Raw genomic sequence first — 23,969 nt, forward strand, 5'->3', positions numbered from 1 at the left:
GCATGGATGCGGCGGCCAAGCCTCCAGGGACGGATTCACGGCGTCCCCCGCGAACCCAACCCGCCCGACCCAGCGCGGCTGTTGCTTCATGCAGTTCGCGACCAAGCCCCCCGCCACGAGGGGCTCAGCCGTTGGCCGGAACCCTTACAGCGCCTCGCGAATCCGCTGACGCAGCGCTTCCAGATCCTTGGCAAACGCATCGATACCCGTCGCCAGCTTCTCGGTCGCCATCGGATCGGCCGCCAGGTCTGCAGCAAACGTCGCCGCGTCGATCGGCGTCACCTGCACCGCTTCAGCGGCACCGGCCACCAGCTTGCGCGGCAGCGCGCCGTGGTCGGCGTCCAGCTTCTCCAGCAGGTCCGGCGAAATGGTCAGGCGGTCGCAGCCGGCCAGCGCTTCGATCTGCGCGGTCGAACGGAACGAGGCGCCCATCACCACGGTCGGCGAACCGCGGCGCTTGAATTCGGCATACACACCACGCACGAACACCACGCCCGGGTCCTCGTCGATGTTCGCCGGGGTCTGGCCGTTGGCCACGTACCAGTCGAGAATGCGGCCGACGAACGGCGAGATCAGGAACGCGCCCGCTTCGCTGCAGGCCAGCGCCTGGGTCGGGTTGAAGATCAGGGTCAGGTTGCAGTCGATGCCTTCGGCCTGCAGCACGCGCGCGGCTTCCACGCCTTCCCAGGTCGCAGCGATCTTGATCAGGATCTTCTCGCGCGGCACGCCTGCATCGGCGTACATCTGGATGAACTGGCGGGCCTTGGCCACGGTCGCGGCGGTGTCGTGGGCCTGGTCGGCGTCCACTTCGGTGGATACGCGGCCCGGTACCAGCGTGCTCAGCAGCGCGCCGACGCCGATGGTCAGGCGGTCGGCCACGGCGTGCACCACGGTCTCGCGGTCACCGCTCTGCTGGCGGCCCCAGGCCAGTTCGCGTTCGATCAGTTCCGCATAGACCGGCAGGTCCAGTGCCTTCTTCACCAGGGTCGGATTGGTGGTGCAGTCCACCGGCTGCAGGCGCTTGATCGCCTCGTAGTCACCGGTATCGGCAACGACCACGGACAGTTCGCGCAGCTGGGACAGTTTGGACGGGGTACTCATTACGGCTCCTGGTGCGGGGATTGCAGGGAAACTGATCGCGCGCGGTACGCAGCGCAGGTCAGGGACGGTCGTTGTGGACGGCGCTCACGCGCAGCCGCAGCTTGCGGCCGCCCGGGGCGGTCCAGTCGATGCTCTGGCCCACGGCCAGGCCAAGCAGGGCGCTGCCCACGGGCGCCAGCACGGACACCTTGCCTTCATCGACATTGGCTTCGCGGGGGAAGACCAGGGTCAGGACATGCTTCTCGCCCGACACTTCATCTTCGCACTCCACGCGCGAATGCATCATGACGATGCCTTCGGGAATCTGGTCTGGCGGCAACACGGTCGCCCGGTTGAGTTCGTCGGCAAGCGCACGCGCGGCCGGCGTCTGGCTGTTTGCCGGAGATTCGAGCATGGCGTCCAGGCGGTCCATGTCGAGGGTGGAAACGGTGATCGACGGCGGCAGGCCGCTGGCGGTGTTCATGGTGACGCTCCTTGGTTGAAAGCCATGCAAAAGGCGGCACCTGCTGGCGCCGCCTGACTGTATTGTGGGGACAAATGCGGCCGGAATCGACTCCCGGCGGTTTCAAGGCCCGGCTGCGGTGTCTCAGCCGTTCAGCACCGGCGTGGGCGGGGTGGCGGCATCGCCGTTTGCCGGGGCCAACGCCTCCAGCGTAAACAGCGCATCGGGCAGGCGCTTGAACTGTTCGGCCAGCTCCATCAGGAACTCGTTCATTGCCGAGCTGCGGCGCCAGATCATGGCGATGCGACGGCTGGGACGGCCCTCGCCGACGAAGTCGATCAGGCGGATGTTGTTCGAGCGCGGCACCGGCGGCTGTACCGACAGGCTGGGCAGCAGGGTGATGCCCACGTCGGCGGCGACCATCTGTCGCAGTGTTTCCAGGCTGGTGGCGCGGAATTCGGACTTTTCATTGGCGCCGAACAGGCGACAGACTTCCAGCGCCTGGTCACGTAGGCAGTGGCCGTCTTCCAGCAGCAGCAGCTTCTGCGTGGCCAGTTCCTGCACGTCCAGATGCTCGCGCGTGGCCAGCGGATGGCGGCCGGACACGGCCAGCAGGAACGGCTCCTCAAACAGGAATTCGGCATGCAGCTGGTCGTCGATCACCGGCAGCGCCAACAGCGCGGCGTCGAGTTTGCCTTCGCGCAGGCGCTCCAGCAGCACGTCGCTCTTTTCTTCCACCAGCAGCAGTTCCAGCTCGGGGAAGCGCGCGCGGATGCGCGGAATCACGTGCGGCAACAGATACGGGCCCAGGGTGGGGAAGATCCCCAGGCGCACCGTACCCGCTTCCGGATCGCGGCTGCGTCGCGCCGCTTCCTTCAACTGCTCCACTTCGGCCACGATCACGCGTGCCCGTGCGGCCGCTTCGTGACCGGCAGGGGTCAGCATCACCTTGCGCGGCGCGCGTTCCACCAGCGGCAGGCCCAGTTCCTCTTCCAGCTTGCGGATCTGCGTCGACAGCGTCGGCTGGCTGACGAAGCAGGAAGCGGCGGCCCGGCCGAAGTGCTTGTGATCGGCCAGGGCCACCAGGTATTTCAGGTCACGCAGGTTCATCCTCAGACCTCTCGGGGTACTGCACCGGCAGGGCGTTGCCCCGCCGGTTGATGGTGCTCCCGATGGCCTGGGAACGTTGGATCAGGCCGCTTCGGCCACCGCACCGCTGCTCTTGGGAACCGAGGAGCGGATCAGGTGATCGAAAGCGCTCAGTGCGGCGGTCGAACCGGCGCCCATCGCGATGATGATCTGCTTGTAGGGTACCGTCGTGCAATCACCCGCGGCGAACACGCCCGGCAGATTGGTCTGCCCGCGGTCATCGATGACGATCTCGCCACGCGGCGAAAGGGCCACGGTGTCCTTCAGCCATTCGGTGTTCGGCAGCAGGCCGATCTGCACGAAGATGCCTTCCAGTTCAACGCGATGGGAGTCGCCACCGACACGGTCCTTGTAGACCAGGCCGGTGACGCGGCTGCCGTCGCCCAGCACTTCGGTGGTCTGCGCGCTGGTCAGCACGGTGACGTTGGCCAGGCTGCGCAGCTTCTTCTGCAGCACTTCGTCGGCACGCAGGCTGGAATCGAATTCCAGCAGGGTCACATGCGACACGATGCCGGCCAGATCGATGGCCGCTTCCACCCCGGAATTGCCACCGCCGATCACCGCCACGCGCTTGCCCTTGAACAGCGGGCCATCGCAATGCGGGCAATAAGCCACGCCCTTGTTGCGGTACTGGTCTTCGCCGGGCACGTTCATTTGCCGCCAGCGGGCGCCGGTGGACAGGATCACCGAGCGCGACTTCAGCACCGCGCCGTTTTCCAGCTGCACCTGCACCAGGCCGTCTTCACCGGCCGGCACCAGCGCACTGGCGCGCTGCAGGTCCATGATGTCGACCTCGTATTCGCGCACGTGCTGCTCCAGCGCCGCGGCCAGCTTCGGGCCTTCGGTCTCCTTCACCGAAATGAAGTTCTCGATCGCCATGGTGTCCAGCACCTGGCCACCGAAACGCTCGGCGGCGATGCCGGTACGGATACCCTTGCGCGCAGCGTAGATCGCCGCAGCGGCACCGGCTGGGCCACCACCGACCACCAGCACGTCGAAGGCCTCCTTGGCGCCGATCTTTTCGGCATCGCGCTTGCTGGCGTTGGTGTCCAGCTTGGCCACGATCTGCTCCAGCGTCATGCGCCCCTGGTCGAACACGGCACCATTGAGGTAGACGGTGGGCACCGACATGATCTCGCGCTGCTCGACCTCTTCCTGGAACAGCGCACCGTCGATGGCCACGTGCTGGATGCGCGGGTTGAGCACGGCAGCCAGGTTCAGCGCCTGCACCACGTCCGGGCAGTTCTGGCAGGACAGCGAGAAGTAGGTTTCAAACCTGTAGTCGCCCTCCAGGTTCTGCACCTGCTCGATCAGCTCGGCGGTGGCCTTGGACGGATGCCCGCCGACCTGCAGCAGTGCCAGCACCAGCGAGGTGAACTCGTGGCCCATCGGCAGGCCGGCGAAGGTCAGGTGGATGTCCTGGCCTGGCGTGCCCAGGTCGAAGGACGGCACGCGGCCTTGGCCATCGCGCAGCACCTGCAGCGAGATCTTGTCCGACAGGCTTTCCAGGGTCTGCAGCAGGTCCAGCATCTCCTGCGACTTGGCACCGTCGTCGGCATGCGCGGTGATCTGGATCGGGCGGGTCACGCGCTCCAGATAGGTCTTCAGCTGCGACTGCAGGTTGGCGTCCAACATGGTCTTCTCCTGGCTTCAGGCAAAACGGGGGCGTGGCACCGCTGTAGAAGGTAGCGGACCAGCGAGGGGTAGGGGTGAACCCAAGACAGCGACACCGTGGAAGGGGCTGGCTGGCCAAGGCTGGCGCGCGTTGGCTGTCTTGGGTTCACCCCCACGCCGGCGGGGGGACCGGCACGGGGATGAAGGCCGCGCCGCAGCGTGGGGCTGCGGCAGGCCGGTACTGCGGGTACTGCTTTAGATCTTGCCGACCAGGTCCAGGGACGGGGTCAGGGTCTTTTCGCCTTCCTTCCACTTCGCCGGGCACACCTGGTTCGGGTTGGCGGCGGTGAACTGGGCAGCCTTCAGCTTGCGCAGGGTCTCGGAGACGTCGCGGGCGATCTCGTTGGAGTGGATCTCCAGGGTCTTGATCACGCCTTCCGGGTTGATGATGAAGGTGCCGCGCAGGGCCAGGCCTTCTTCTTCGATGTGCACGCCGAAGGCACGGGTCAGCTGGTGGGTCGGGTCGCCGACCAGCGGGAACTGGGCCTTGCCGACGGCCGGCGAGGTTTCGTGCCAGACCTTGTGCGAGAAGTGGGTGTCGGTGGTGACGATGTAGACCTCGGCGCCGGCCTTCTTGAACTCGGCGTAATGGTCAGCGGCGTCTTCGATCTCGGTCGGGCAGTTGAAGGTGAAGGCTGCCGGCATGAAGATCAGGACCGACCACTGGCCCTTCAGGGTGCTGTCGGAGACCTTGATGAACTCGCCATTCAGGTAAGCGTTGGCTTCGAACGGCTGGATCTGGGTGTTGATCAGGGACATCGTTTTTCCTCTGGGTGAAGGGGAGTGGGTGAATCGACAGGACCTAGGTTACTGGTTCTGTTTCGATAAGGACAATGCATTGATTACATCTATTTGATAGAGGCAGGCTATCAAAATCCAATGGGCAGGCACTGAACCCGGCCACGTCCATCCTGCAACTGCCTGTGTGACAAGGAAAATCTTTCTGGACGTGTGAAGAGGGCTGATAGCCCCTCCTTATCCCCTCTGGCGGAACCTGAACGGATTCCAGCATCCTCTAGCGTCGAGCCATGCTCGGCTGGGGCTACCGCGAACAGCAGCCGAGCATGGGCTCGGCTCTACAATTGCCGGATGTCTCTGCAACCCGAACCCACCCTGCGCCAAGTCGTGACCGACGCGAGTACCCGGCTGGGCGGCGTCGACGCCCGCCATGAGGCCGAACTGCTGCTGCTGCATGTGCTGGAGCGGCCGCGCAGCTGGTTGTTCGCGCATGCCACCGATCCGTTGCCGGCCGCCGAACAGGCCGCCTTCGAGGCCCTGCTGGGCCGTCGCCTTGCGGGTGAACCGGTGGCTTACCTGACCGGCCGCCGTGGCTTCTGGACGCTGGACCTGGAGGTCGACCCGGCCACCCTGATTCCGCGGCCGGAGACCGAACTGCTGGTGGAACTGGCATTGGACCGCCTGCCAACGGACCGCGCGCTGCAGCTGGCCGACCTCGGCACCGGCAGCGGCGCCATCGCCCTGGCCCTGGCCAGCGAACGGCCGCAGGCGCAGGTGCTGGCCACCGACGCCAGTGCCGCGGCCTTGGCGGTGGCGGCCCGCAACGCCGCGCGCCACGAGCTGGGCAACGTGCGTTTTGCCGAAGGTGGTCACGACTGGTATGCGCCGCTGCGCGGCGAACGCTTCGATCTGATCGCCAGCAATCCGCCCTACATCGCCAGCGCTGATCCGCACCTGCAACAGGGCGACCTGCGCTTCGAACCGGCCACGGCGCTGGCCTCGGGCGTTGATGGGCTGGACGACATCCGCCGCATCGTCGCCGGCGGCGGCGACCACCTGCAGCCCGGCGGCTGGCTGCTGATCGAGCACGGCTGGGACCAGGGCGATGCCATCCGCGCGCTGTTTGAGCAGGCCGGCTACAGCGACGTGCAGACCGTGCAGGACCTGGAGCAGCGCGACCGGGTCACTCTGGGCCGGCGACCGGCCTAGAATGGGGGTTCTCCTGCCAAGGGCAGGGCACCACCACGGAGCTGCAAGCATGCGTACGCTGTACCCCGCCATCACCCCCTACGACGTCGGCACCCTGAAGGTCGACGACCGCCACACGCTGTACTTCGAACAGTGCGGCAATCCGGACGGCAAGCCGGTGGTGATGCTGCATGGTGGGCCGGGCGGCGGCTGCAGCGACAAGATGCGCCAGTTCCACGACCCGGCCAAGTACCGCATCATCCTGTTCGACCAGCGCGGTGCCGGCCGTTCCACGCCGCATGCCGACCTGGTGGACAACACCACCTGGGACCTCGTCGCCGATATCGAGAAGCTGCGCGAGCACCTCAAGGTCGATCGCTGGCAGGTGTTCGGCGGCAGCTGGGGCTCGACCCTGGCGCTGGCCTATGCACAGAGCCATCCGCAGCGCGTGACCGAACTGGTGCTGCGCGGCATCTTCATGCTGCGCCGCTGGGAGCTGGAATGGTTCTACCAGGAAGGTGCCAACCGCTTGTTCCCGGATGCGTGGGAGCACTACCTGAAGCCGATTCCGGCGGTGGAGCGCCACGATCTGATCTCCGCCTTCCATCGCCGCCTGACCAGCGAAGACGAAGCAACGCGCCTGGATGCGGCCAAGGCCTGGGCGGTGTGGGAAGGCGCGACCAGCTTCCTGCATGTGGACGATGACTTCATCAACAGCCATGAAGACCCGCACTTCGCGCTGGCGTTTGCCCGCATCGAAAACCACTACTTCGTCAACGGCGGTTTCTTCGAAGTGGAAGACCAGCTGCTGCGCGACGCGCACCGCATCGCCGACATCCCGGGCGTGATCGTGCACGGGCGTTACGACGTGGTCTGCCCGCTGGCCAACGCCTGGGACCTGACCAAGGTGTGGCCGAAGGCCAAGCTGGAGATCACCCCGGCCTCCGGGCACTCGGCGTTCGAAGCCGAGAACGTCGACGCGCTGGTGCGCGCCACCGATAGCTTCGCCTGATCGTTGGCAATGCCGGCCGCTGGCCGGCAACGCCTTGCCGGTAGCGCCGGGCCATGCCCGGCGGCATTCCGTTCCGCCGCCACGAAGATGGGATGGGTGCACCCGCCTTCTCCATTGTTCAAGGCTGACGCTATTAACCTTGAACCGCGAGGAGGGTGGCTGGCACCGTGGATGCCCGTGCATCCCTCGGCCACACCACCATGTACACCCGCCTGCTGTTGACCACGGAAAAGCCATCTCCCACAGATGCGTATGTTGGCGGTGGTGCTCTTCTTCCAGAGCACATTCCTTGGCCAACCTGTGCTGAAGGTCGTGCGCTCTTTCACTTGATGGCAATTCCGGCCCATTGGTTCTATTCACAGGAGATCGCCGAAGACTTCTGGTTCTCCATCTTCATTCCGGTCGATGTCCAGCGTCACACGCACCTCCGCCAGCTACGCGCTGGGGAGGGAACCAGTGAGGCTGTTGTACTCGCATACCGCCGTGGCGCTGCACCGAGAAGCCGATGCATGAGCGACTCCCTTGAGCGCGGTCGGATGGAGCGTGTCGAGTGTCTGGAGCCTGACGACGACGAGAACCTGGATTCCAAGCTGGATGGAATTGACGCATGGCTGCAGTCGCCCTTGACTTGGAAAGGGGGGCGTCGTCGCCTGATGCTCTATGGGGCGGACATCGATGACATTCTGCATTCGCACAAAGGCGTCCTGTCCGATGGCATGGCGTATCTCTTCATTCAGGATCAGCCTGATTTTGCTCTCGGAGGACGCCTCGGGGCGTTCTTCCTCCAATTGGGCTGAATCAGATTTCGCTACGTCGCGCGCCAGCTCTGCACCAAAGTCCTCATCCACGCATGGCGTGGATCTACCAATCCCCAGCGAGCAACGCCTCGGCCAGCACCTGCAGCTTCGGCGAATGCTGCCGCGAAGGCGGGTAGATCAACGACAACGCGCGGCTGCGGCCTTCGAACGGCTGCAGCACGCGCTGCAGGCGACCATCGGCCAGCGCGTCGGCCACGGCGAAATCCATTACCTGCACGATGCCGATGCCCGCGATCGCTGCTTCGACCAACGGATCGCCGCAGTCGAACACCATCCGCGTCGGCGGCGTGACCTCGCGCAGCTGCCCGTCCTGCAGAAACTGCCAGTCCACCAACCGGCCACTGCGCAGGTTGCGCACCGCCAGGCAGGCATGGTCCTGCAATGCCGCCACATCGGCCGGCTCGCCCTGCGCGGCCAGGTAGGCCGGGCTGGCCACGGTCACCCAGCGCAGTGGCTTCAATGGACGCGCGACCATCCGCTGGTCAGCGATGGTGCCAGTGCGCAACGCTGCATCGAAGCCTTCCTCCACCAGATCCACCAGGCGGTCGCTGAGCACCGCTTCCACCTGCAGCTGCGGATGCCGTTCCAGCAACGGCCCCAGCAATGGCACCAACACTTTGCGCCCGAACATCGAAGGCGCGCTGATCTTCAGCACCCCCGAGGGCGTGCAGGGGCGGTCGGCCAGCAGCCGCTCGGCGTCTTCCATACCGCACAGCAACGGTCCCACCTGCTCGACGAACTGCTGGCCATCCGGGGTCAGCGCGACATTGCGCGTATTCCGCTGCAGCAGCTTCACCCCCAGCGAGGCTTCCAGCCGGCCGATCGCGCGTGACAGCCCGGACTGGCTCAGGCCGAGTTGGCCGGCGGCCACGGTGAAGCTGCGCGCTTCGGCCACCTGCACCAGCATGCGCACCGCGTTGAGGTCCATCGAAAGTCCTTTCATGCCCAAAATCATGACAGATATAGCCGCCAGGGGGTTTATTGATGCGTCCGCATCAATGAGACTGCCGTCCCCCCTCCGCACCGGGCGCCGCATGCCTCCCCTGAAATACCCGCGCTGGGCGTTGACCCTGCTGGCCACCGCGCAGCTGATCATCGCCCTGGACGCCACCATCATCTTCGTTGCCCTGCACGACATGGGCCGCGCGCTGCAGATCAATGCGCAGCAGCTGCAGTGGGTGGTCAGTGCCTACACCGTGGCCTTCGGCGGCAGCCTGCTGCTGGGCGGGCGTGCGGCCGATCTGCTGGGCCGCCGCCGCTTCTATCGGCTGGGCATGCTGCTGTTCGCGCTGGCCTCGCTGCTCGGCGCGCTGGCGCCCAACGCCACGCTGCTGATCGTGGCGCGCGCGGTGCAGGGCATCGGTGCGGCGCTGCTGTTTCCGGCCACCCTGGCGTTGATAAACACGCTCTATGCGGAAGGTCCGGTGCGCAACCGTGCGCTGGCGATCTGGAGCATGGCCAGTGCGGCGGGCCTCGCGCTGGGTACGCTGCTGGGCGGTGTGCTGACCCAGGCTTTCGGCTGGCCGGCAGTGCTGGCGGTGATCGTGCCGCTGGCCACGGCGTGTGCGGTTGCCGCGGGCGCGTGGCTGCCGGCCGATGGCCCGCGCGTGCGCGGCCGTTCCTTCGACCTGGCCGGTTGCCTCACCGTCACCGCCGGCGGCAGCCTGCTGGTCACAACCCTGGTGCAGGGGCCGGAGTGGGGCTGGACCGCGCCGGCCACGCTGATCTGCCTGCTGCTTTCCGCTGTACTGCTGACAGTGTTCGTGCAGATCGAAAAGCGCAGCCGTGACCCGCTGATGCAGTTCGCGCTGCTGCGCCTGCACGGCCTGCGTGCCGCACTCGGCCTGACCTTCGCGTTCATGAGCAGCTATGGCGTGCAGTACTACTTCCTGGCGCTGTACTTCCAGGATGGTTACGGCTGGAGCCCGCTGCAGGCTGGCATGGCCTTCCTGCTGCCGACACTGGTCTGCACCTTCGGCATCCGCATTGCCGAACGCATGCTGCAGCGCCGTTCGCCACGGCAGGTGCTGGCCTGGGGCTTCGCTGCCGGCGCCGTCGGCATCGCCGCGGTGGCGCTGGCGATGCCGCAGGGCGCCAGCTACTGGCCGCTGCTGCCGGGGATCGTGGTGCTCAGCGTGGGCCAGGGCATGAGCTGGACGGCGATGTGGATCGTGGCCGGGCAAGGCGTGCCGGGGCCGCAGCAGGGTGTCGCCTCCGGCATGGCCGCTACCGCGCAGCAGATCGGCGGCGCGTTGGGATTGGCAGTACTGGTGATGGTGGCCAACGCCGCGCGCGGCACGCAGGCGGCAACCAGTGCTGATGCCCTGCAGGGCATGGTCAATGCACAGTACGGCGCTGCGCTGTTCGCTGCACTCGGCGTGGTCATCGCGCTGGGCCTGCGTCCGGCACGGGTAGACTCGGCGACGACCGCTTGCCTGAGCAACGAAGCATGATCGAGCTGCTGGACCTGCAACAGACCCTGCACGCCTTCGCAGCCTGCAACGATGACGATGAGGTTCATGCCTCCTTCGGTTGGGTGCACGCCACCGATGACGACCTGCTGCAGGCGCGCTTCTGGTTGCCGGCCGATGAAGACGCTGCGTTCGATGATGACGGTGAGGTGCCCGAGGCCGCGCAGGCGCTGGGTCTGTCGACCTGCCTGGAACCGGCCACGTTCGCTGACGTCCTGGATGTGCAGAAGCGCCAGCGTCCGCTTTCTTCCCTGCACGATTACGCCGAAGCGTTGGCGTACTACGCCGAGTACGACGCCTTCCTGCAGGTGGACGGTGTCGATGAAGCATTGGGTGAGGCGGGTGCTGCCGAACAGGCCGCTGCGCGAGCAGCCGGTGTCGGGTCGGGCATCTTCGCCGCGTTCGGGTTGACGCTGGAGGGATGTGCGGACGAGCAGATCAAGGTTGCGGCACAGCGCGTGGCGCACCTGCTCGACATTCCGGTGGGTGAAGCGCTGGCACGGTGCCGCACGCTGCCGCTGGTGCTGGGGGAGGCACTGGATCGGCGTCGAGCACAGGCGATCAAGGATGATTTTGATGCGATCGGCGCACGCGTGCAGGTGCGCGGATTCAAGCCGTTCCCGTGGATGGATGCGCCCGTGCTGCGTTGACGAAAATCATCCACGCATGGCGTGGATCTACCGGGATCCTGCCTCGTTCGTTTTTCGTCGAATGTGGATGTCCGTCAGCGCTGCAGTAGATCCACGCCATGCGTGGATGCGGTCATCCGAACGCCAACAACTGCGGCTGCAACGCGGTGAAAATCCGCGCCAACCGCTCCGCCCATGCCTGCTGCCCGGCTTCATCGGCGATCAGGTCCTGGCGGATCTCCAGTTCCACATGCACCAGGCCGCGGCCTTCGCCATGCACCGGCACCGCGTAGTCGCTGCTGCTGTTGACCGAATACGGTTCGTTGTCGCCCACCACCAGGTCGCCTTCATCGCGCAGCGCCTGCAGCAAGGCGTGGGCAAAACGTGTGTCCTGGTGGTACAGCACGCCGGCATGCCAGGGACGCTGCACGCCATTCATGGTCGGCGTGAAACTGTGCATCATCACCAGCAGCGTCGGCCGTTCCGCATCGCGGCGCGTATCCAGTTCGGCATCGATGCGTGCATGGTAGGGCGCGTGGATCGCATCGATGCGCTGCTGCCGCTGCGCGGGCGACAGCCCGGCATTGCCCGGCACCACGGTGTGGTCGCTGACCTCGGGGATCAGCGTGGGCGAAAGCAGCGGGCGGTTGCAGTCGATCAGCAGCCGCGAATAGGTCTGCTCGATTGCCCACGCATCCAGCCGCTCGGCCAGTGCACGGGTGGTGCCGCCGATGCCGATGTCCCAGCCGATATGCCGGTCCAGTTCGGCCTGCGGCAATCCAAGATCGACCAGCGCACTCGGTACCCGCTGGCCTGCATGATCGGCCAGCAGCAGGAACGGTGAGGCGCCCTGCGCACGGTGCACGCTGAAGATCGCCGGATCGTCGGCACCCAGCAGCGCCGGCAGCGCGTGCAGGCCGGCATCAGCCACGGGGGCGGCCGTCCAGGTGGTGCTCGATCATCCACAGGCCGGCCCACAGCTTGGCGTCGGCTTCATAGCCTTCGGCCATTTTCTGCACCAGCCAGGCGGCCGCCTGCGTGCGTGGGATCTCATGCACGGTGATGTCCTCGCTCTCGTCGCCGCCGCCTTCGCCGATGCGACGCAGGCCGGTGGCACGGACGAAGGCGATCTTCTCGCTGCTGGCACCGGAGGAGGTAGGACCGATCATCAGCACTTCGGCGTGCTCGGCGGTCCAGCCGGTTTCCTCTTCCAGTTCGCGTACCGCGGAAACTTCGATGGACTCGCCCGCATCGATGTCGCCGACCAGCCCGGCCGGCATCTCGATGGTCGGTGCCTGCAGCGGTACGCGGAACTGTTCGACGAACAGCACCTTGTCCTCGGGGGTCACGGCGATGATGATCGCGGCCAGGCCGCCGGCGTGGGTGCGTTCACTGTACTCCCAGCTGCCGCGCACGACCATGCGCTGGTACTTGCCTTCGTAGACGACACGCGGTGCTTCGGTATTGCGCTGGCTCATGCGGGCTCGCTGGAAGTGGGAGAAGTGGGAACGGGGTCGGAAATGCCGGCGGCATTGAACAGCCGGCGACGGGTCATGGGGCCGAAGCGCAGGGTCTGGCACAAGCCGCCGAGCAGCTCCGGATCGGCCGCCTGGCGGGGCATGCCGGGCTGGCAGCCTTCCAGTGGGGCGTCCAGTGCGATGGTGGTCAGCTGGCGCCAGAGCTGGGCGTGCTCGCGCTGCTCACGCAGGCGCACCGCCATCTGGGCCGCGCCGCGCAGGCGCAGGAACGGCACTTCGTCGAGGCGTTCGTAAAGGACGTCCATGCTGCCGAAATGGGCCAGCAGCACGGCTGCCGATTTGGCGCCGACACCGCTGATCCCCGGAATGTTGTCGACCGCATCGCCGCACAGCGCCAGATAGTCGGCGATCTGGTGCGCGTGCACGCCATGCCTGGCCTTTACCCCGGCCACGTCCCAGCGCTGGTTGCGTGCGTAATCCCATTGCTCGTCATGGTCGAGCAGCAACTGTGACAGGTCCTTGTCGGCGGAAATGATCACGCCGCGATGGCTGTTACGGTGGCCATGCAGGGCGCTGCCGATCAGGTCGTCGGCTTCGTAATCATGATGCGCCAGTACCACCAGGCCGAGCGCTGCGCACAATGCCTTGCAGTGCACGAACTGACGCTTGAGCGCTTCCGGCGCCGGGTCCCGGTTGGCCTTGTAGGCCGGGTACAGGCGGTGGCGGAAGCCGCTGTCCAGCGCTTCATCGAAGGCGATGGCGATGTGCCGCGGGCGTTCGCGTTCCAGCAGGTCGAGCAGGAAACGGGCGAAACCATGCACGGCGTTGGTCGGCCAGCCCTGGCTGTCCTGGAACTCGTCCGGCAGCGAATGCCAGGCGCGGAACACATAGATGCTGGCGTCGACCAGGTACAGCGGCGGCGGTGCCGGCAGGGTCATGCCGGCGGGGCCCAGTCACGCAGCAGGGCTGACGGGTCCGGGCGCTCGCGCTCGGGCACCTCGGCCTTGGGCGTGCCGATGTGGATGAAGCCGGCGATGCTCTCGCCCTCGGCCAGCCCCAGATGGGCATGCACGGCGGGATCGAAGGCCATCCACGCGGTCAGCCACTGCGCACCGAAGCCCAGCGCCTGGGCCGCCTGCAACAGGGCAAAGCACACGCAGCCGGCGGTCATCAGCTGTTCCTGGGCGGGCACCTTCGGGTCCGGGCGCGGGCTGGCCACCACCACGATCACCAGCGGTGCGTGGCTGAAGCGTTGGCGGTCCTTCTCGAACACGGCGTCGCCGGCATGCGGGTCGCGCTCACGGCTGCGCGCGGCCAGGAAGTCGCCCAGAGTGTGACGCGCATCGCCGGCGATCCTCAGGAAGCGGAACGGTACGCGCTTGCCGTGGTCGGGCACGCGGACCGCCGAGGTCAGCATCCGCTGCAGGGTGGCCGGGTCCGGTCCGGGCTCGCCCAGTTGCCGCGAGGGCACCGAGCGGCGGGCATCCAAGGCAAGCAGGGCAGCTGGGTCGGGCATGGAGTCTGAACCGGTCATCACGGGTCGCTGATTATAGTCGGGGAGGTAGATGACGCCGTTTGTGTCGCGTCAGGCCCCTGAATAGCAAACTGTGATGAACATCATGCCACTGGCGGATCACGGAGCCCCGCGTCCCCTCGCCTCGCAGGCCCTGCACGGCTTACGATACGCAATACTGCCGGGCCGCCGTTCATGAGGTTTGAAGTGAGGACTGTTTCACTGTCCGTGATGGGCTGGCCGGCCTACCATCGAGGGACCGGTGCATGGGGTGTACCGGCCGTCGCGATGTCCATGATGTCTGTCGCACCAGAGAAGGTGGGGAGCCTTCCCGAATGATGAGCGCGCCCACTCCGATGGGATCGCCGGGCCGTGACCCGGCCCAGCTCCAGCTTGCCCGGGACATCGTCCTGCCGGCGTTGTGCCAGGCCTTTGGCGCGGCACTGGCCCGCTTCGATGATGCCCTGTTCGACCGTGCCGGCAATGCCGGCTCGTCGCAGTTGCTGTTCCTGGACGCGATGCGCGAGCTGCGCCGCCGCCGTGAGGACATTGCCGGCGCGTTTGCCGGCCATCTCGGCCATGCCTGGGCCGGCCTGGCTGCGGGCGAACCCGTCTCTGCCGAGCTGACCCTGTCCGGGCAGGCCCAGGACGGCCTGAGCCTGGTGCCGGAACATGTGCTGGAATCGCGGTTGGCGGTGCGCAACTTCGCCACCGTGCTGCTGCGCGACTTCAAGCCGGTGCTGGCGCGGCTCGACCGCCGCCTGGGCTGGCTGGGCGGCGGTATCGACCTTGATGCCGACCGCAACCCGATCAGCCCCGAGCATCTGGGCGTGGCCATCCACGAAGCCTTCGCCGGCTGTGAGCTGGCCCCGGAAGTGCACCTGGTGCTGATCAAGCTGTGCGAGCGCGACCTGCGCGCGCCGGTGGGCCGCATCTACGAGAAGCTGGACGAGCACCTGGCCGCGGCCGGGGTGATGTCGCAGATGGGTGCCCCGCGCCGACCGCTGGCGGCGGCCCCGGCGCAGCACGTTCCGCATGGCCTGGATGATCTGGTCGAGCAGCGCACGGCACCGGGCTTCGACAACGAATTCAATGACGACGAACAGGCCGCACCGGCCTGGGCGCAGCGATTTGCCGCGCGCTGGTCGGAGCGTCGTGGCCACATGCAGCAGCATGCGGGTGGCGAAGAGAGCCCGTCCGGTGAAGCCTATTCCGGCCAGCAGGGCATGTTGCTGGAAGCCCTGCACGAACTGCTGCAGCAGACCCGCCACGTGCGCGAGGACGCAACCTCTGCGGCGCAGGTCGCGGTCGGCCAGCATCGCCCGTTGAGCCAGCGCGAAATGATGTCCGTACTGTCGCTGCTGCAGGCCACGCCCAGTGCGACCCTGCGTGCGGCGATCGGCGAGGACGGCGAATCCCTGGCGCAGCGCTTGAAGAGCGAAGTGCTGTCCAGCGCCACCCGGCTGGGTGTCGACCCGGGCCAGACCCGGCTGGATGCGCAGGATGAGGATGCGATCGACCTGGTCGGCATGCTGTTCGACGTGATGCTCGATGAGCGTGAACTGGAAGGCCGCTCGCGTGAGCTGATCGGCCGCCTGGTGGTTCCGTTCGTGAAGGTGGCGATGCTGGACCGCCGCATGTTCGTGCAGAAGACCCACCCGGCGCGCAAGCTGCTCAACTCGCTGGCCGAGGCCTGCGAGGGCAACACCGGCGAAAGCCAGGCCGAGCGCATGCTGATGGCCAAGGTCGAAGAGATCATCGAGCGGCTGGTCGCCGAGTTCAACGAGAACCTGGCGATCTTCCTGACCCTGGAAGAAGAATTCCGCGATTTCCTGGTACAGCACCGTCGTCGCGTGGAAATCGCCGAGCGCCGGGCCGCCGAGACCCAGCGCGGCCAGGAAAAGCTGGAAATGGCCCGTACCCGTGCCGGTGCCGAACTGGATCGCCGCATCGGCGATGCCACCCTGCCGCCGGCGATCGCCGAATTCCTGCGCCAGCCCTGGCAGCACCATCTGACCCTGGCGCTGCTGCGCGAGGGCGAGGAGGGGGCTTCGGTGGCCGAGGCGCTGACGTTGGCCGATGGCTTGCTGGAGGAGGTGGCCGAGGCCCGCCGGCAGATCGTTGGCAAGCCGTGGCTGCAGGCCTGGCAGCCGCTGCTGGCCAAGGTGTTTGCCAGCGTCGGCGTGCATGGCGACGCCGCCACCGCCGCCGTCGATGCACTGCACGACACATTGCAGGGCATCGCCGAATCGCGACCGGAGCTGCAGCGTGCGTTGCCCGAGCTGCCGCAGGTGGTGCTGCCCGCACCGCCGGCACCGGAAACGCCGGCCGTGGAGCTGGGCAGTAGCTTCAATACCGACGATTTCGACAACGCCGATGCCGATCGCTTCCGCCGGATGGAAATCGGCAACTGGCTGGACTTCGTCGACAAGGATGGCAAGGTGCAGGCGGGCAAGCTGTCCTGGATCAGCCCGATTTCTTCGCGTCTGCTGTTCGTCAATCGTCGTGGCGTGCGCTTCTGCGTGGCCTCGCCCGAGGAGCTGGCGGTGATGGTGCGGTTGGGTCGCCTGCGTCCCCACGTCGACGATGGCGCCTTCGACAGCGCCATGCAGGGCGTGCTCGATCGTCTCGACCCGGGTGGCGCGACGCTGCACTGAGCCGCATACGCCTGCTAGGATCGGACCCACTCACCGATCAGCGGGAATCTGCATGGCCGTGGCGTTGCTGGGGATCAAGGAGACCGCGCCGGGCGAACGACGCGTTGCGCTTACGCCGGAGACGGCGCGCAAGCTCGGTGCGCTGGGCATCACCGTGTGGTATCAGCCCGGTGCGGGCCAGGCCGCCGGTTTCACCGATGCCGCCTACGACGACGCAGGTGCCCGCGCCTTCGACGCCGCCCGTTGGGCTGAGATCGACATCCTGCTGTGCGTGCAGGCGCCAGCGGCCGAGGTGCTGGCCCAGCTCAAGCCGGGCGCCAGCGTGGTCGGCCTGCTGACCCCGGCGGCCGACCCGGCGCTGGCGGCGTTGGCCGCCGATGACCGCCTGCACCTGTTCCCGTTGCAGCAGTTGCCGCGCACCACGCGCGCGCAGGCGATGGACGTGCTCAGCTCGCAGGCGGGCATGGCCGGCTACAAGGCGGCATTGATCGCTGCCGAACGGGCGCCGCGTTTCTTCCCGATGCTGACCACTGCGGCCGGAACCGTGCGTCCGGCCAAGGTGCTGGTGATCGGCGCCGGTGTCGCCGGCCTGCAGGCCATTGCCACCTCGCGCCGCCTTGGGGCGCAGGTGGAGGGCTTCGACGTGCGCCCGGAAACCCGCGAGCAGATCCAGTCGCTCGGTGCGCGCTTCCTCGATCTCGGCGTAAGTGCGGTGGGCGAGGGCGGTTATGCGCGGGCGCTGACCGACGAAGAGCGTGCCGAACAGCAGCGTCGTCTCGGCGACCATCTGCGCAGCGTGGACGTGGTGGTCTGCACTGCCGCCGTGCCGGGACGCCGGGCACCGACGATCGTCACCGCCGCGATGGTCGAAGGCATGGCAGCGGGCAGCGTGATCGTCGATCTGGCCGCCGAGAGTGGTGGCAACTGCGAACTGACCCAGCCCGGTGAATGCATCGAGCACCAGGGCGTGACCATCGACGGCCCGCTGGGCCTGGCCAGCCTGGGTGCGACCCAGGCCAGCGAGATGTATGCGCGCAACCTGATGAACTTCGTCGCCCTGTTCGTGCGCGAAGGCCAGCTTGGCTTCGACTGGGAAGACGAACTGCTGGCGAAGACGCGCTGGCAGGCCTGACCCGGCAACGCCGGTTGCCTCTCCGGTAGATCCACGCCATGCGTGGATGAGGGGCCCAGCGTGCGGATGGCAGGTTACCGCGGTTTCGCCGGCGGCGGGTTGTCGCGCACCCAGTCCTTGCGCTGTTCCGGCGTCATCTGCGACCAGCGCTCGCGCATGGCATCGCGCTGTGCCGGGCTGAGGTCACGCATCTGGCCGAACAGCGCCCGGGCCTGCTCACGCTGCTCCGGGCTCATGTGTTCGAAGCGGCGCAGGCCGCGGCGGGCCTTGTCGCGTTCTTCCGGGCTCATCGACTGCCAGCGCTGGCCGTGCGAGAGCATGCGCTGGCGCTGCGCGGGATCGGCGCCGTTCCAGCGGTCACGCAGCGGCGCCAGCAGCGCGTCGCGCTGGGCCGGGCTCAACTGTTCCCAGTTCGGCAGCGGCACGGTTGCAGGGGCCGGCCGCGCGGCAGGCGCCGGTGCGGTGGCCTGCGCCAGTGCCGATGCAGCCGGCAGCAGGGTCAGGGCGATCAGCAGGGGCAGGGAGGGGTATCGCAACATGGTTCACTCCATCGCCAGGTCGTTGTCGCCCAGCCACAGGTACAGATCGGGATTCTCGTCGTACAGCACGCCATTGTCTTCTTCTGCGGCCACGATCGGCGCGGCGGCACCGCCTTGATGCTCGCCCGGACCGACGAACTGGACGCCGATGCCCAGCGCGATCACCAGCGAACAGGCGCTGGCCAGCCACCAGCGCCAGCGACCGGCGTGCGCCCTGGCAGCGCTGTGACGGGCACTACGCAGGCGTGCCAGCGTGGCCGGCGACAGCGCCTGCAACGACTGCGCGTGCAGGCTGCGCAGGGCGTCATCGGATGGCAGGGGGCGGTTCACAGGTGGATCTCCAGTTGATTCTGCAGCGCCTGTCGGGCGCGCGCCAGATGGGTCTTTACCGCGCCCTCGCTGCAGCCCATGGCGCGGGCGGTGGTGGCGCCGTCCAGGTCCTGCAGCACGCGCAGGGTGAAGGCTTCGCGCTGGCGGGCGGGCAGCTCGCGCAGCGCCTGCACCAGCTGCTGGTACTGCTGGCGCTGCTCGTGTGCCTGAGAAGGGTCCGGGCCGGGGTCGGCCCAGTCGACCTCGCCACCGTCGGCACCCTGGTTGTCGCGCCAGAACGGCAGGCGGAAGCGGCGACGGCGCTGCACGTCGATCACCCGTCGGCGCAGGATGCTCCAGAACAACGGCGCCCACTCGGCTGCCGGCTTGTCGGCGTAGTCCAGCATGCGCAGCAGCGCGTCCTGCACCGCATCCAGTGCGTCATCACGCTGGCGCAGGCCGGCCTCGGCAAAGCGGAAGGCGCGCGGCCCGACGCTGGCCAGGAACGCTTCCAGCGAGGCCGGAACGGCGTCGGCATCGGTGGTTGAGGGGACAGGGCTGCTCACCAGCACAGGGTACGGTTCCTCGGCAGGGGTCACCATCGACAACGCGTGAGCGCGGCCGTGGTTGACCGGAACGCGCGCGGGGTTCAGCCCGTGGTTATGATGGGGCGACGAAGACAGAGCAGGAGCGTTGCCGGTGAGTGACGGGTTCGTGGCGCTGTACATCTTCATGTTGGCCGCCATTGCCGGCCACGTGATCATTTCCCGGGTCCCGGTGATCCTGCATACCCCGTTGATGTCGGGCTCCAACTTCATCCACGGCATCGTGCTGATCGGCGCGATGGTGGTGCTGGGGCACGCGCAGACACCGCTGGAGAAAGTCCTCGGGTTCCTTGCCGTGGTGCTCGGCGCCGGCAACGCAGCCGGTGGCTATGTGGTCACCGCGCGCATGCTGGAGATGTTCAAGCCGAGCGTGCGCAAGACCGGCAACGATGAACCGAAGGAGCCACAGGCTTGAACATCAGCACCGTCGAACTGCTCGATTGGCTGGTCAAGGCCAGCTACCTGGTCGCCGCCACCCTGTTCCTGCTCGGCCTGCAGCGCATGGCCTCGCCGATGACCGCAAGCAGCGGTATCCGCTGGGCGGGGCTGGGCATGCTGCTGGCCACGGTGGCGACTTTCTTCCTGCCCGAACTGCACAACGTGCCGCTGATCCTGGTGGCACTGCTGCTGGGTGCCGGCCTGGCCTGGTGGTCGGCGGGCAAGGTCGCGGTTACCGACATGCCGCAGATGGTCGCGCTGTACAACGGCATGGGCGGTGGCTCGGCGGCGGCCATCGGCGCGGTGGAACTGCTGCGCTATGCCTTCCTGGCCAATCGCGATACCACCCACTGGAGTGCGCAGGCGCTGGCCGACCTGGCCGCGCGCCAGCCGTCCGGCACGGTCCTGCTGCTGGCCGTGGTCGGCGCGGCGATCGGTGCGGTGTCGCTGTCCGGCTCGGTGATCGCCTGGGCCAAACTCGATGGCCGCCTCGACAAGCGCGTGACCTGGCCCGGCCAGCAGGTGATGAACCTGCTGGTGGCGCTGGCCGTGGTGGTGCTGGGCATCATCGCCGCGAGCACGCTCAGCACCTGGGCCATCGTCGCCTTCTTCGTGCTGGCGCTCGCGCTGGGCGTGTTGATGACGCTGCCGATCGGTGGCGCCGACATGCCGGTGGTGATTTCGCTGTACAACGCGTTCACCGGCCTGGCGGTGTCGTTCGAAGGCTATGTGCTGGGCAACGAAGCGTTGATCATCGCCGGCATGATGGTCGGCGCAGCGGGCATCCTGCTGACCCGGTTGATGGCCAGGGCGATGAACCGGCCGATCCGCAACGTGCTGTTTTCCAATTTCGGCGGTGGCGCCGGGGGGGAAGCGCAGGCGATTTCCGGTTCGCAGAAGCCCATTGAAGCTGCCGACGTGGCCGCGATGATGGGCTTTGCCGAACGTGTGGTGATCGTGCCCGGTTATGGCATGGCCGTGGCCCAGGCCCAGCACAAGATCTGGGAACTGGCACAGCGCTTGATCACGCGCGGGGTGAAGGTCAAATTCGCCATCCACCCGGTCGCCGGGCGCATGCCCGGGCACATGAACGTGCTGCTGGCCGAAGCGGGTGTGCCCTACGACCTGATCGCGGACATGGACGACATCAATCCCGAATTCGCCACCACCGACGTGGTACTGGTGATCGGCGCCAACGACGTGGTCAATCCGGTGGCACGCACCGATCCGGCCAGCCCGATCTACGGCATGCCGGTGCTGGACGTGGTCAACGCACGCAACGTGGTGGTGATCAAGCGTGGCAAGGGCACCGGCTTTGCCGGTATCGAGAATGCGCTGTTCTACGCTGACAACACGCGCATGCTGTACGGCGATGGTGCCGAGGCGGCGGCGTCGCTGGTCAGCGAGCTGAAGGCGCTCGACGGCGGGCATTGAGGCCGTACCGGTAGCGCCGGGCCATGCCCGGCGGCCTTTGGGGCAGACCGCTGCGCTCGCCGGGCATGGCCCGGCGCTACAACCCCATCCACGCATGGCGTGGATCTAGCAGGGCATCGCCGGCGCGATCAACGCGCCAGCCAGGCGCCTACGGTGATGCCCACCGCCAGCCACAGCCATTCGACCACGCCATTGGCCAGGGTGATCAGCGTCCAGGCCAGGTGCGGGCCCATCCGCAGCGAGGCGTCCCACGGGTTCAGGCCCATCGAGCCGCCCATCCAGGCACTGGCGATGGCCCAGTTCGCGATGGCGGCCACCAGCAGCGTGCCCAGCACGACCAGGGCGATACGCAGCTTGCCGGGGCCAAGCGTGCCCAGACGCAGCATGAACACCACTTCCAGGGCGGTCAGCACCGCCATCCAGCCGACCGGACGGCCGGTGAACAGGGCGATCAGCAACCAGGCGAGGGGGGCGGTGGCCAGCGCCAGCAACAACATGAAGGGCCAGAGCCAGGTAACGGTCCTGGCACGTGCGGCATTGGAGGACATCGAAGCTCCTGAAGGTCGTCCACAGGATACTGTGGTTTGCCGCAGTGCACCGGCGAGGGCGGGGCGCCTACGTTAGAATGCCGTCTTGCGTGGCTTCGGCCGCAGCCCCATATCGGTCCCCATGTATTCCCGTAGCAGCGAACCTGTCCACTTCGAACGCGATTGCGAGGCCGTGATGGTCCCGCAGGGCGACACCGTGACCCTGCCCGCCGGCAGCTATGGGTACATCACCCAGGCGCTGGGCGGCAGTTATTCGGTGTTCGTCGAGGGCAATCTTTTCCGTATCGCCGGCAAGGATGGCGATGCCATCGGCAAGGAGGCGCCGGCGCCGCTGGAGCTGCCCGACGATGCCAGCGACGAGCAGGTTGAACAACTGGTGTGGCAGCAGCTGCGCACCTGTTTCGACCCGGAAATTCCGGTGAACATCGTCGAACTGGGCCTGGTCTACGAGGTCGAGATCAAGCACCTGGACGAAGGGCAGCGCGAGATCGACGTGAAGATGACCCTGACCGCACCTGCGTGCGGCATGGGCGACATCCTGGTCGACGACGTGCGCAGCAAGCTTGAAATGATCCCGACGGTGGCCGAGGCCGACGTCGAGCTGGTCTTCGATCCGCCGTGGAACCAGCACATGATGTCCGAGGCCGCCCGGCTCGAAACCGGCATGCTTTGACCCACGGCCCGCAGTGACGCGGGCCCGGCATTACCCGCAACCAGAACAGGAAATCTCCGGTGTCCCAGTCCATTCCCAGCTTCGCCGTCACCCGTTCGGACCACCCGCGCAGCGCTGAAGTGCGCGCCCAGATCCTGGAGAAGCCGGGCTTCGGCCTGCACTTCACCGACCACATGGTGGAAGTGCGCTGGGACAAGGACACCGGCTGGCACAACGCCAACGTGCGTGCCTATGGTCCGCTGCAGCTGGACCCGGCCGCGGCCGTGCTGCATTACGGCCAGGAGATCTTCGAGGGCATCAAGGCCTACCGCCATGCCGACGGTTCGATCTGGACCTTCCGCCCGGATGCCAACGGCCGTCGCCTGCAGCGTTCGGCGCAGCGCCTGGCGCTGCCGGAACTGCCGGTGGAGATCTTCGTCGAATCGCTGAAGCAGATGATCGCCGTCGACAGCGCCTGGGTGCCGTCGGCCGATGAGTCGAGCCTGTACTTCCGTCCGTTCATGATCGGCGACGAAGCCTTCCTCGGCGTGCGCGGCGCGCACAAGGCCGGTTACTACGTGATCGCCAGCCCGGCCGGCCCGTACTTCGCCAAGGGCGTCGCCCCGGTGTCGATCTGGCTGTCCACCGAATACGCGCGTGCGGCCAAGGGCGGCACCGGTGCGGCCAAGTGTGGTGGCAACTATGCCGCGTCGCTGCTGCCGCAGCAGAAGGCGCAGGCACAGGGCTGCTCGCAGGTGCTGTTCCTCGACCCGGTCGAAGGCAAGTACCTGGAAGAACTGGGCGGCATGAACGTGTTCCTGGTCTACAAGGACGGCACGCTGGTCACGCCGGAACTGTCCGGCAGCATCCTCGAGGGCATCACCCGCGAGAGCATCCTGCAGCTGGCCCGCGACCGTGGCATGAAGGTCGAAGAGCGCAAGGTCACCATCGACGAGTGGAAGCAGGGCGTGACCTCCGGCGAGATCGCCGAAGTGTTCGCCTGCGGTACCGCTGCGGTGGTCACCCCGATCGGCCAGCTGAAGGGCGAAGGCTTCTCGGTGGGCGACATCGATGCGCCGGCCGGGGAAGTGACCATGTCGCTGCGCAAGGAACTGACCGACATCCAGTACGGCCGCCTGCCGGACCGTCATGGCTGGCTGGTCAAGCTGGGCTGATCGCCTGCATTGAACTGTAGAGCCGAGCCCACGCTCGGCTGCTCCTCCGGAAAGCCCGTCCTCGTGACGGGCTTTCTGCGTTTTGGGGGATGTGCGCCATGCCTGGCGAATCACGACCGCCGATGTCGGCAAAGACATGATGAGACAGGACATTCCGCAGTCAGGTCTGTGCAGGTGACGCGAAAGTTCCTTCACCTTCACAAACCCTCGACCCGGAAAGTCTCAGATCCAACATTTCATCTTGCTGAAAAGACGCTGAAAATCTTG

General features: G+C 67.0%; 25 protein-coding genes. 11 read left to right on the top strand and 14 right to left on the bottom strand.

What is annotated here, in order from left to right:
• Positions 1-144 precede the first annotated feature (144 nt).
• From GIW57_RS08090 to ahpC, 5 genes are all read right to left on the bottom strand, one after another.
• Positions 145-1,101 carry a transaldolase gene (locus tag GIW57_RS08090; protein WP_108266538.1) on the bottom strand — a complete coding sequence of 319 codons (957 nt, stop codon included), beginning with the start codon at positions 1,099-1,101 and terminating at the stop codon, positions 145-147.
• A gap of 58 nt (positions 1,102-1,159) precedes the next feature.
• Positions 1,160-1,564, bottom strand: coding sequence for a nucleoside diphosphate kinase regulator (rnk, locus tag GIW57_RS08095; RefSeq protein ID WP_089238903.1), 405 nt, complete (start codon positions 1,562-1,564; stop codon positions 1,160-1,162).
• A 123-nt stretch (positions 1,565-1,687) separates the two neighbouring features.
• A complete protein-coding gene (locus GIW57_RS08100; protein ID WP_100463086.1) occupies positions 1,688-2,653 on the bottom strand; it encodes a LysR substrate-binding domain-containing protein in 966 nt (321 codons plus the stop codon).
• Between the two features lie 81 nt (positions 2,654-2,734).
• Positions 2,735-4,327, bottom strand: coding sequence for an alkyl hydroperoxide reductase subunit F (ahpF, locus tag GIW57_RS08105; protein WP_100463089.1), 1,593 nt, complete (start codon positions 4,325-4,327; stop codon positions 2,735-2,737).
• Between the two features lie 234 nt (positions 4,328-4,561).
• Positions 4,562-5,125: an alkyl hydroperoxide reductase subunit C gene (ahpC, locus tag GIW57_RS08110; RefSeq protein WP_025877950.1), complete on the bottom strand. Its 564-nt coding sequence runs from the start codon at positions 5,123-5,125 to the stop codon at positions 4,562-4,564.
• A 330-nt stretch (positions 5,126-5,455) separates the two neighbouring features.
• Between ahpC and prmC the strand changes: the two genes are divergently transcribed.
• From prmC to GIW57_RS08125, 3 genes are all read left to right on the top strand, one after another.
• Positions 5,456-6,313: a peptide chain release factor N(5)-glutamine methyltransferase gene (gene prmC, locus GIW57_RS08115; RefSeq protein WP_236509937.1), complete on the top strand. Its 858-nt coding sequence runs from the start codon at positions 5,456-5,458 to the stop codon at positions 6,311-6,313.
• Positions 6,314-6,362: 49 nt separating this feature from the next.
• Positions 6,363-7,304, top strand: a complete 942-nt coding sequence (gene pip, locus GIW57_RS08120; RefSeq protein WP_180166807.1) for a prolyl aminopeptidase — start codon at positions 6,363-6,365, stop codon at positions 7,302-7,304.
• Between the two features lie 167 nt (positions 7,305-7,471).
• Complete coding sequence (locus GIW57_RS08125; RefSeq protein ID WP_180166808.1) at positions 7,472-8,101, top strand: hypothetical protein; 630 nt, start codon at positions 7,472-7,474, stop codon at positions 8,099-8,101.
• 64 nt (positions 8,102-8,165) lie between these two features.
• Here GIW57_RS08125 and GIW57_RS08130 read toward each other — a convergent pair whose 3' ends face one another.
• On the bottom strand, positions 8,166-9,050 hold the full coding sequence (locus GIW57_RS08130) for a LysR family transcriptional regulator (RefSeq protein ID WP_191078612.1): 885 nt from the start codon (positions 9,048-9,050) through the stop codon (positions 8,166-8,168).
• A gap of 106 nt (positions 9,051-9,156) precedes the next feature.
• Here GIW57_RS08130 and GIW57_RS08135 point away from each other — a divergent pair, with 106 nt between their 5' ends.
• Complete coding sequence (locus GIW57_RS08135; protein WP_236509952.1) at positions 9,157-10,575, top strand: MFS transporter; 1,419 nt, start codon at positions 9,157-9,159, stop codon at positions 10,573-10,575.
• Positions 10,572-11,243 (top strand): hypothetical protein, encoded by a 672-nt coding sequence (locus tag GIW57_RS08140; RefSeq protein WP_236509954.1) that lies wholly within the window; start codon positions 10,572-10,574, stop codon positions 11,241-11,243. Before GIW57_RS08135 ends, GIW57_RS08140 begins: the two co-directional genes overlap by 4 nt.
• Before the next feature lie 112 nt (positions 11,244-11,355).
• Here GIW57_RS08140 and GIW57_RS08145 read toward each other — a convergent pair whose 3' ends face one another.
• Genes GIW57_RS08145 through GIW57_RS08160 form a run of 4 tightly spaced genes read right to left on the bottom strand, consistent with a single transcriptional unit; the run spans position 11,356 to position 14,216 of the window.
• A complete protein-coding gene (locus tag GIW57_RS08145) occupies positions 11,356-12,153 on the bottom strand; it encodes an N-formylglutamate amidohydrolase (RefSeq protein ID WP_236509957.1) in 798 nt (265 codons plus the stop codon).
• Positions 12,146-12,700 carry an NUDIX hydrolase gene (locus GIW57_RS08150; RefSeq protein ID WP_089238921.1) on the bottom strand — a complete coding sequence of 185 codons (555 nt, stop codon included), beginning with the start codon at positions 12,698-12,700 and terminating at the stop codon, positions 12,146-12,148. The genes GIW57_RS08145 and GIW57_RS08150 overlap by 8 nt, the downstream gene beginning before the upstream one ends.
• Positions 12,697-13,638, bottom strand: coding sequence for a 5'-3' exonuclease H3TH domain-containing protein (locus GIW57_RS08155; RefSeq protein WP_236509960.1), 942 nt, complete (start codon positions 13,636-13,638; stop codon positions 12,697-12,699). Before GIW57_RS08155 ends, GIW57_RS08150 begins: the two co-directional genes overlap by 4 nt.
• Positions 13,635-14,216: a nitroreductase gene (locus GIW57_RS08160; protein ID WP_236509961.1), complete on the bottom strand. Its 582-nt coding sequence runs from the start codon at positions 14,214-14,216 to the stop codon at positions 13,635-13,637. The genes GIW57_RS08155 and GIW57_RS08160 overlap by 4 nt, the downstream gene beginning before the upstream one ends.
• A 332-nt stretch (positions 14,217-14,548) precedes the next feature.
• Here GIW57_RS08160 and GIW57_RS08165 point away from each other — a divergent pair, with 332 nt between their 5' ends.
• Positions 14,549-16,870 (top strand): DUF1631 domain-containing protein, encoded by a 2,322-nt coding sequence (locus GIW57_RS08165; RefSeq protein ID WP_236509989.1) that lies wholly within the window; start codon positions 14,549-14,551, stop codon positions 16,868-16,870.
• A 52-nt stretch (positions 16,871-16,922) separates the two neighbouring features.
• Positions 16,923-18,002 carry an NAD(P) transhydrogenase subunit alpha gene (locus GIW57_RS08170; protein ID WP_236509992.1) on the top strand — a complete coding sequence of 360 codons (1,080 nt, stop codon included), beginning with the start codon at positions 16,923-16,925 and terminating at the stop codon, positions 18,000-18,002.
• A gap of 74 nt (positions 18,003-18,076) precedes the next feature.
• Here GIW57_RS08170 and GIW57_RS08175 read toward each other — a convergent pair whose 3' ends face one another.
• The 3 genes from GIW57_RS08175 to GIW57_RS08185 are packed head-to-tail and all read right to left on the bottom strand — an operon-like array spanning position 18,077 to position 19,452.
• Positions 18,077-18,541, bottom strand: a complete 465-nt coding sequence (locus GIW57_RS08175; RefSeq protein WP_100463117.1) for a DUF3106 domain-containing protein — start codon at positions 18,539-18,541, stop codon at positions 18,077-18,079.
• A 3-nt stretch (positions 18,542-18,544) separates the two neighbouring features.
• Positions 18,545-18,871, bottom strand: coding sequence for a hypothetical protein (locus tag GIW57_RS08180; RefSeq protein ID WP_100463120.1), 327 nt, complete (start codon positions 18,869-18,871; stop codon positions 18,545-18,547).
• A complete protein-coding gene (locus GIW57_RS08185; RefSeq protein WP_100463123.1) occupies positions 18,868-19,452 on the bottom strand; it encodes an RNA polymerase sigma factor in 585 nt (194 codons plus the stop codon). Before GIW57_RS08185 ends, GIW57_RS08180 begins: the two co-directional genes overlap by 4 nt.
• Before the next feature lie 97 nt (positions 19,453-19,549).
• On the opposite strand from GIW57_RS08185, the gene GIW57_RS08190 reads away from it, so the two are divergent.
• On the top strand, positions 19,550-19,870 hold the full coding sequence (locus GIW57_RS08190) for an NAD(P) transhydrogenase subunit alpha (RefSeq protein ID WP_127564591.1): 321 nt from the start codon (positions 19,550-19,552) through the stop codon (positions 19,868-19,870).
• Positions 19,867-21,327: an NAD(P)(+) transhydrogenase (Re/Si-specific) subunit beta gene (locus tag GIW57_RS08195; RefSeq protein ID WP_236509994.1), complete on the top strand. Its 1,461-nt coding sequence runs from the start codon at positions 19,867-19,869 to the stop codon at positions 21,325-21,327. Before GIW57_RS08190 ends, GIW57_RS08195 begins: the two co-directional genes overlap by 4 nt.
• A 128-nt stretch (positions 21,328-21,455) precedes the next feature.
• On the opposite strand, the gene GIW57_RS08200 is transcribed toward GIW57_RS08195, so the two are convergent.
• On the bottom strand, positions 21,456-21,875 hold the full coding sequence (locus GIW57_RS08200; RefSeq protein WP_100463129.1) for a hypothetical protein: 420 nt from the start codon (positions 21,873-21,875) through the stop codon (positions 21,456-21,458).
• Between the two features lie 121 nt (positions 21,876-21,996).
• On the opposite strand from GIW57_RS08200, the gene sufT reads away from it, so the two are divergent.
• Together sufT and GIW57_RS08210 are read left to right on the top strand one after the other, a co-directional pair.
• On the top strand, positions 21,997-22,548 hold the full coding sequence (gene sufT, locus GIW57_RS08205; RefSeq protein WP_025877975.1) for a putative Fe-S cluster assembly protein SufT: 552 nt from the start codon (positions 21,997-21,999) through the stop codon (positions 22,546-22,548).
• A gap of 59 nt (positions 22,549-22,607) precedes the next feature.
• Positions 22,608-23,702: a branched-chain amino acid aminotransferase gene (locus tag GIW57_RS08210; protein ID WP_236509997.1), complete on the top strand. Its 1,095-nt coding sequence runs from the start codon at positions 22,608-22,610 to the stop codon at positions 23,700-23,702.
• Positions 23,703-23,969 lie beyond the last annotated feature (267 nt).

Origin of the sequence: Stenotrophomonas sp. PA-6-5C, assembly GCF_021605635.1 — a bacterium.
GTDB classification, from domain to species: Bacteria; Pseudomonadota; Gammaproteobacteria; order Xanthomonadales; family Xanthomonadaceae; genus Stenotrophomonas; species Stenotrophomonas lactitubi.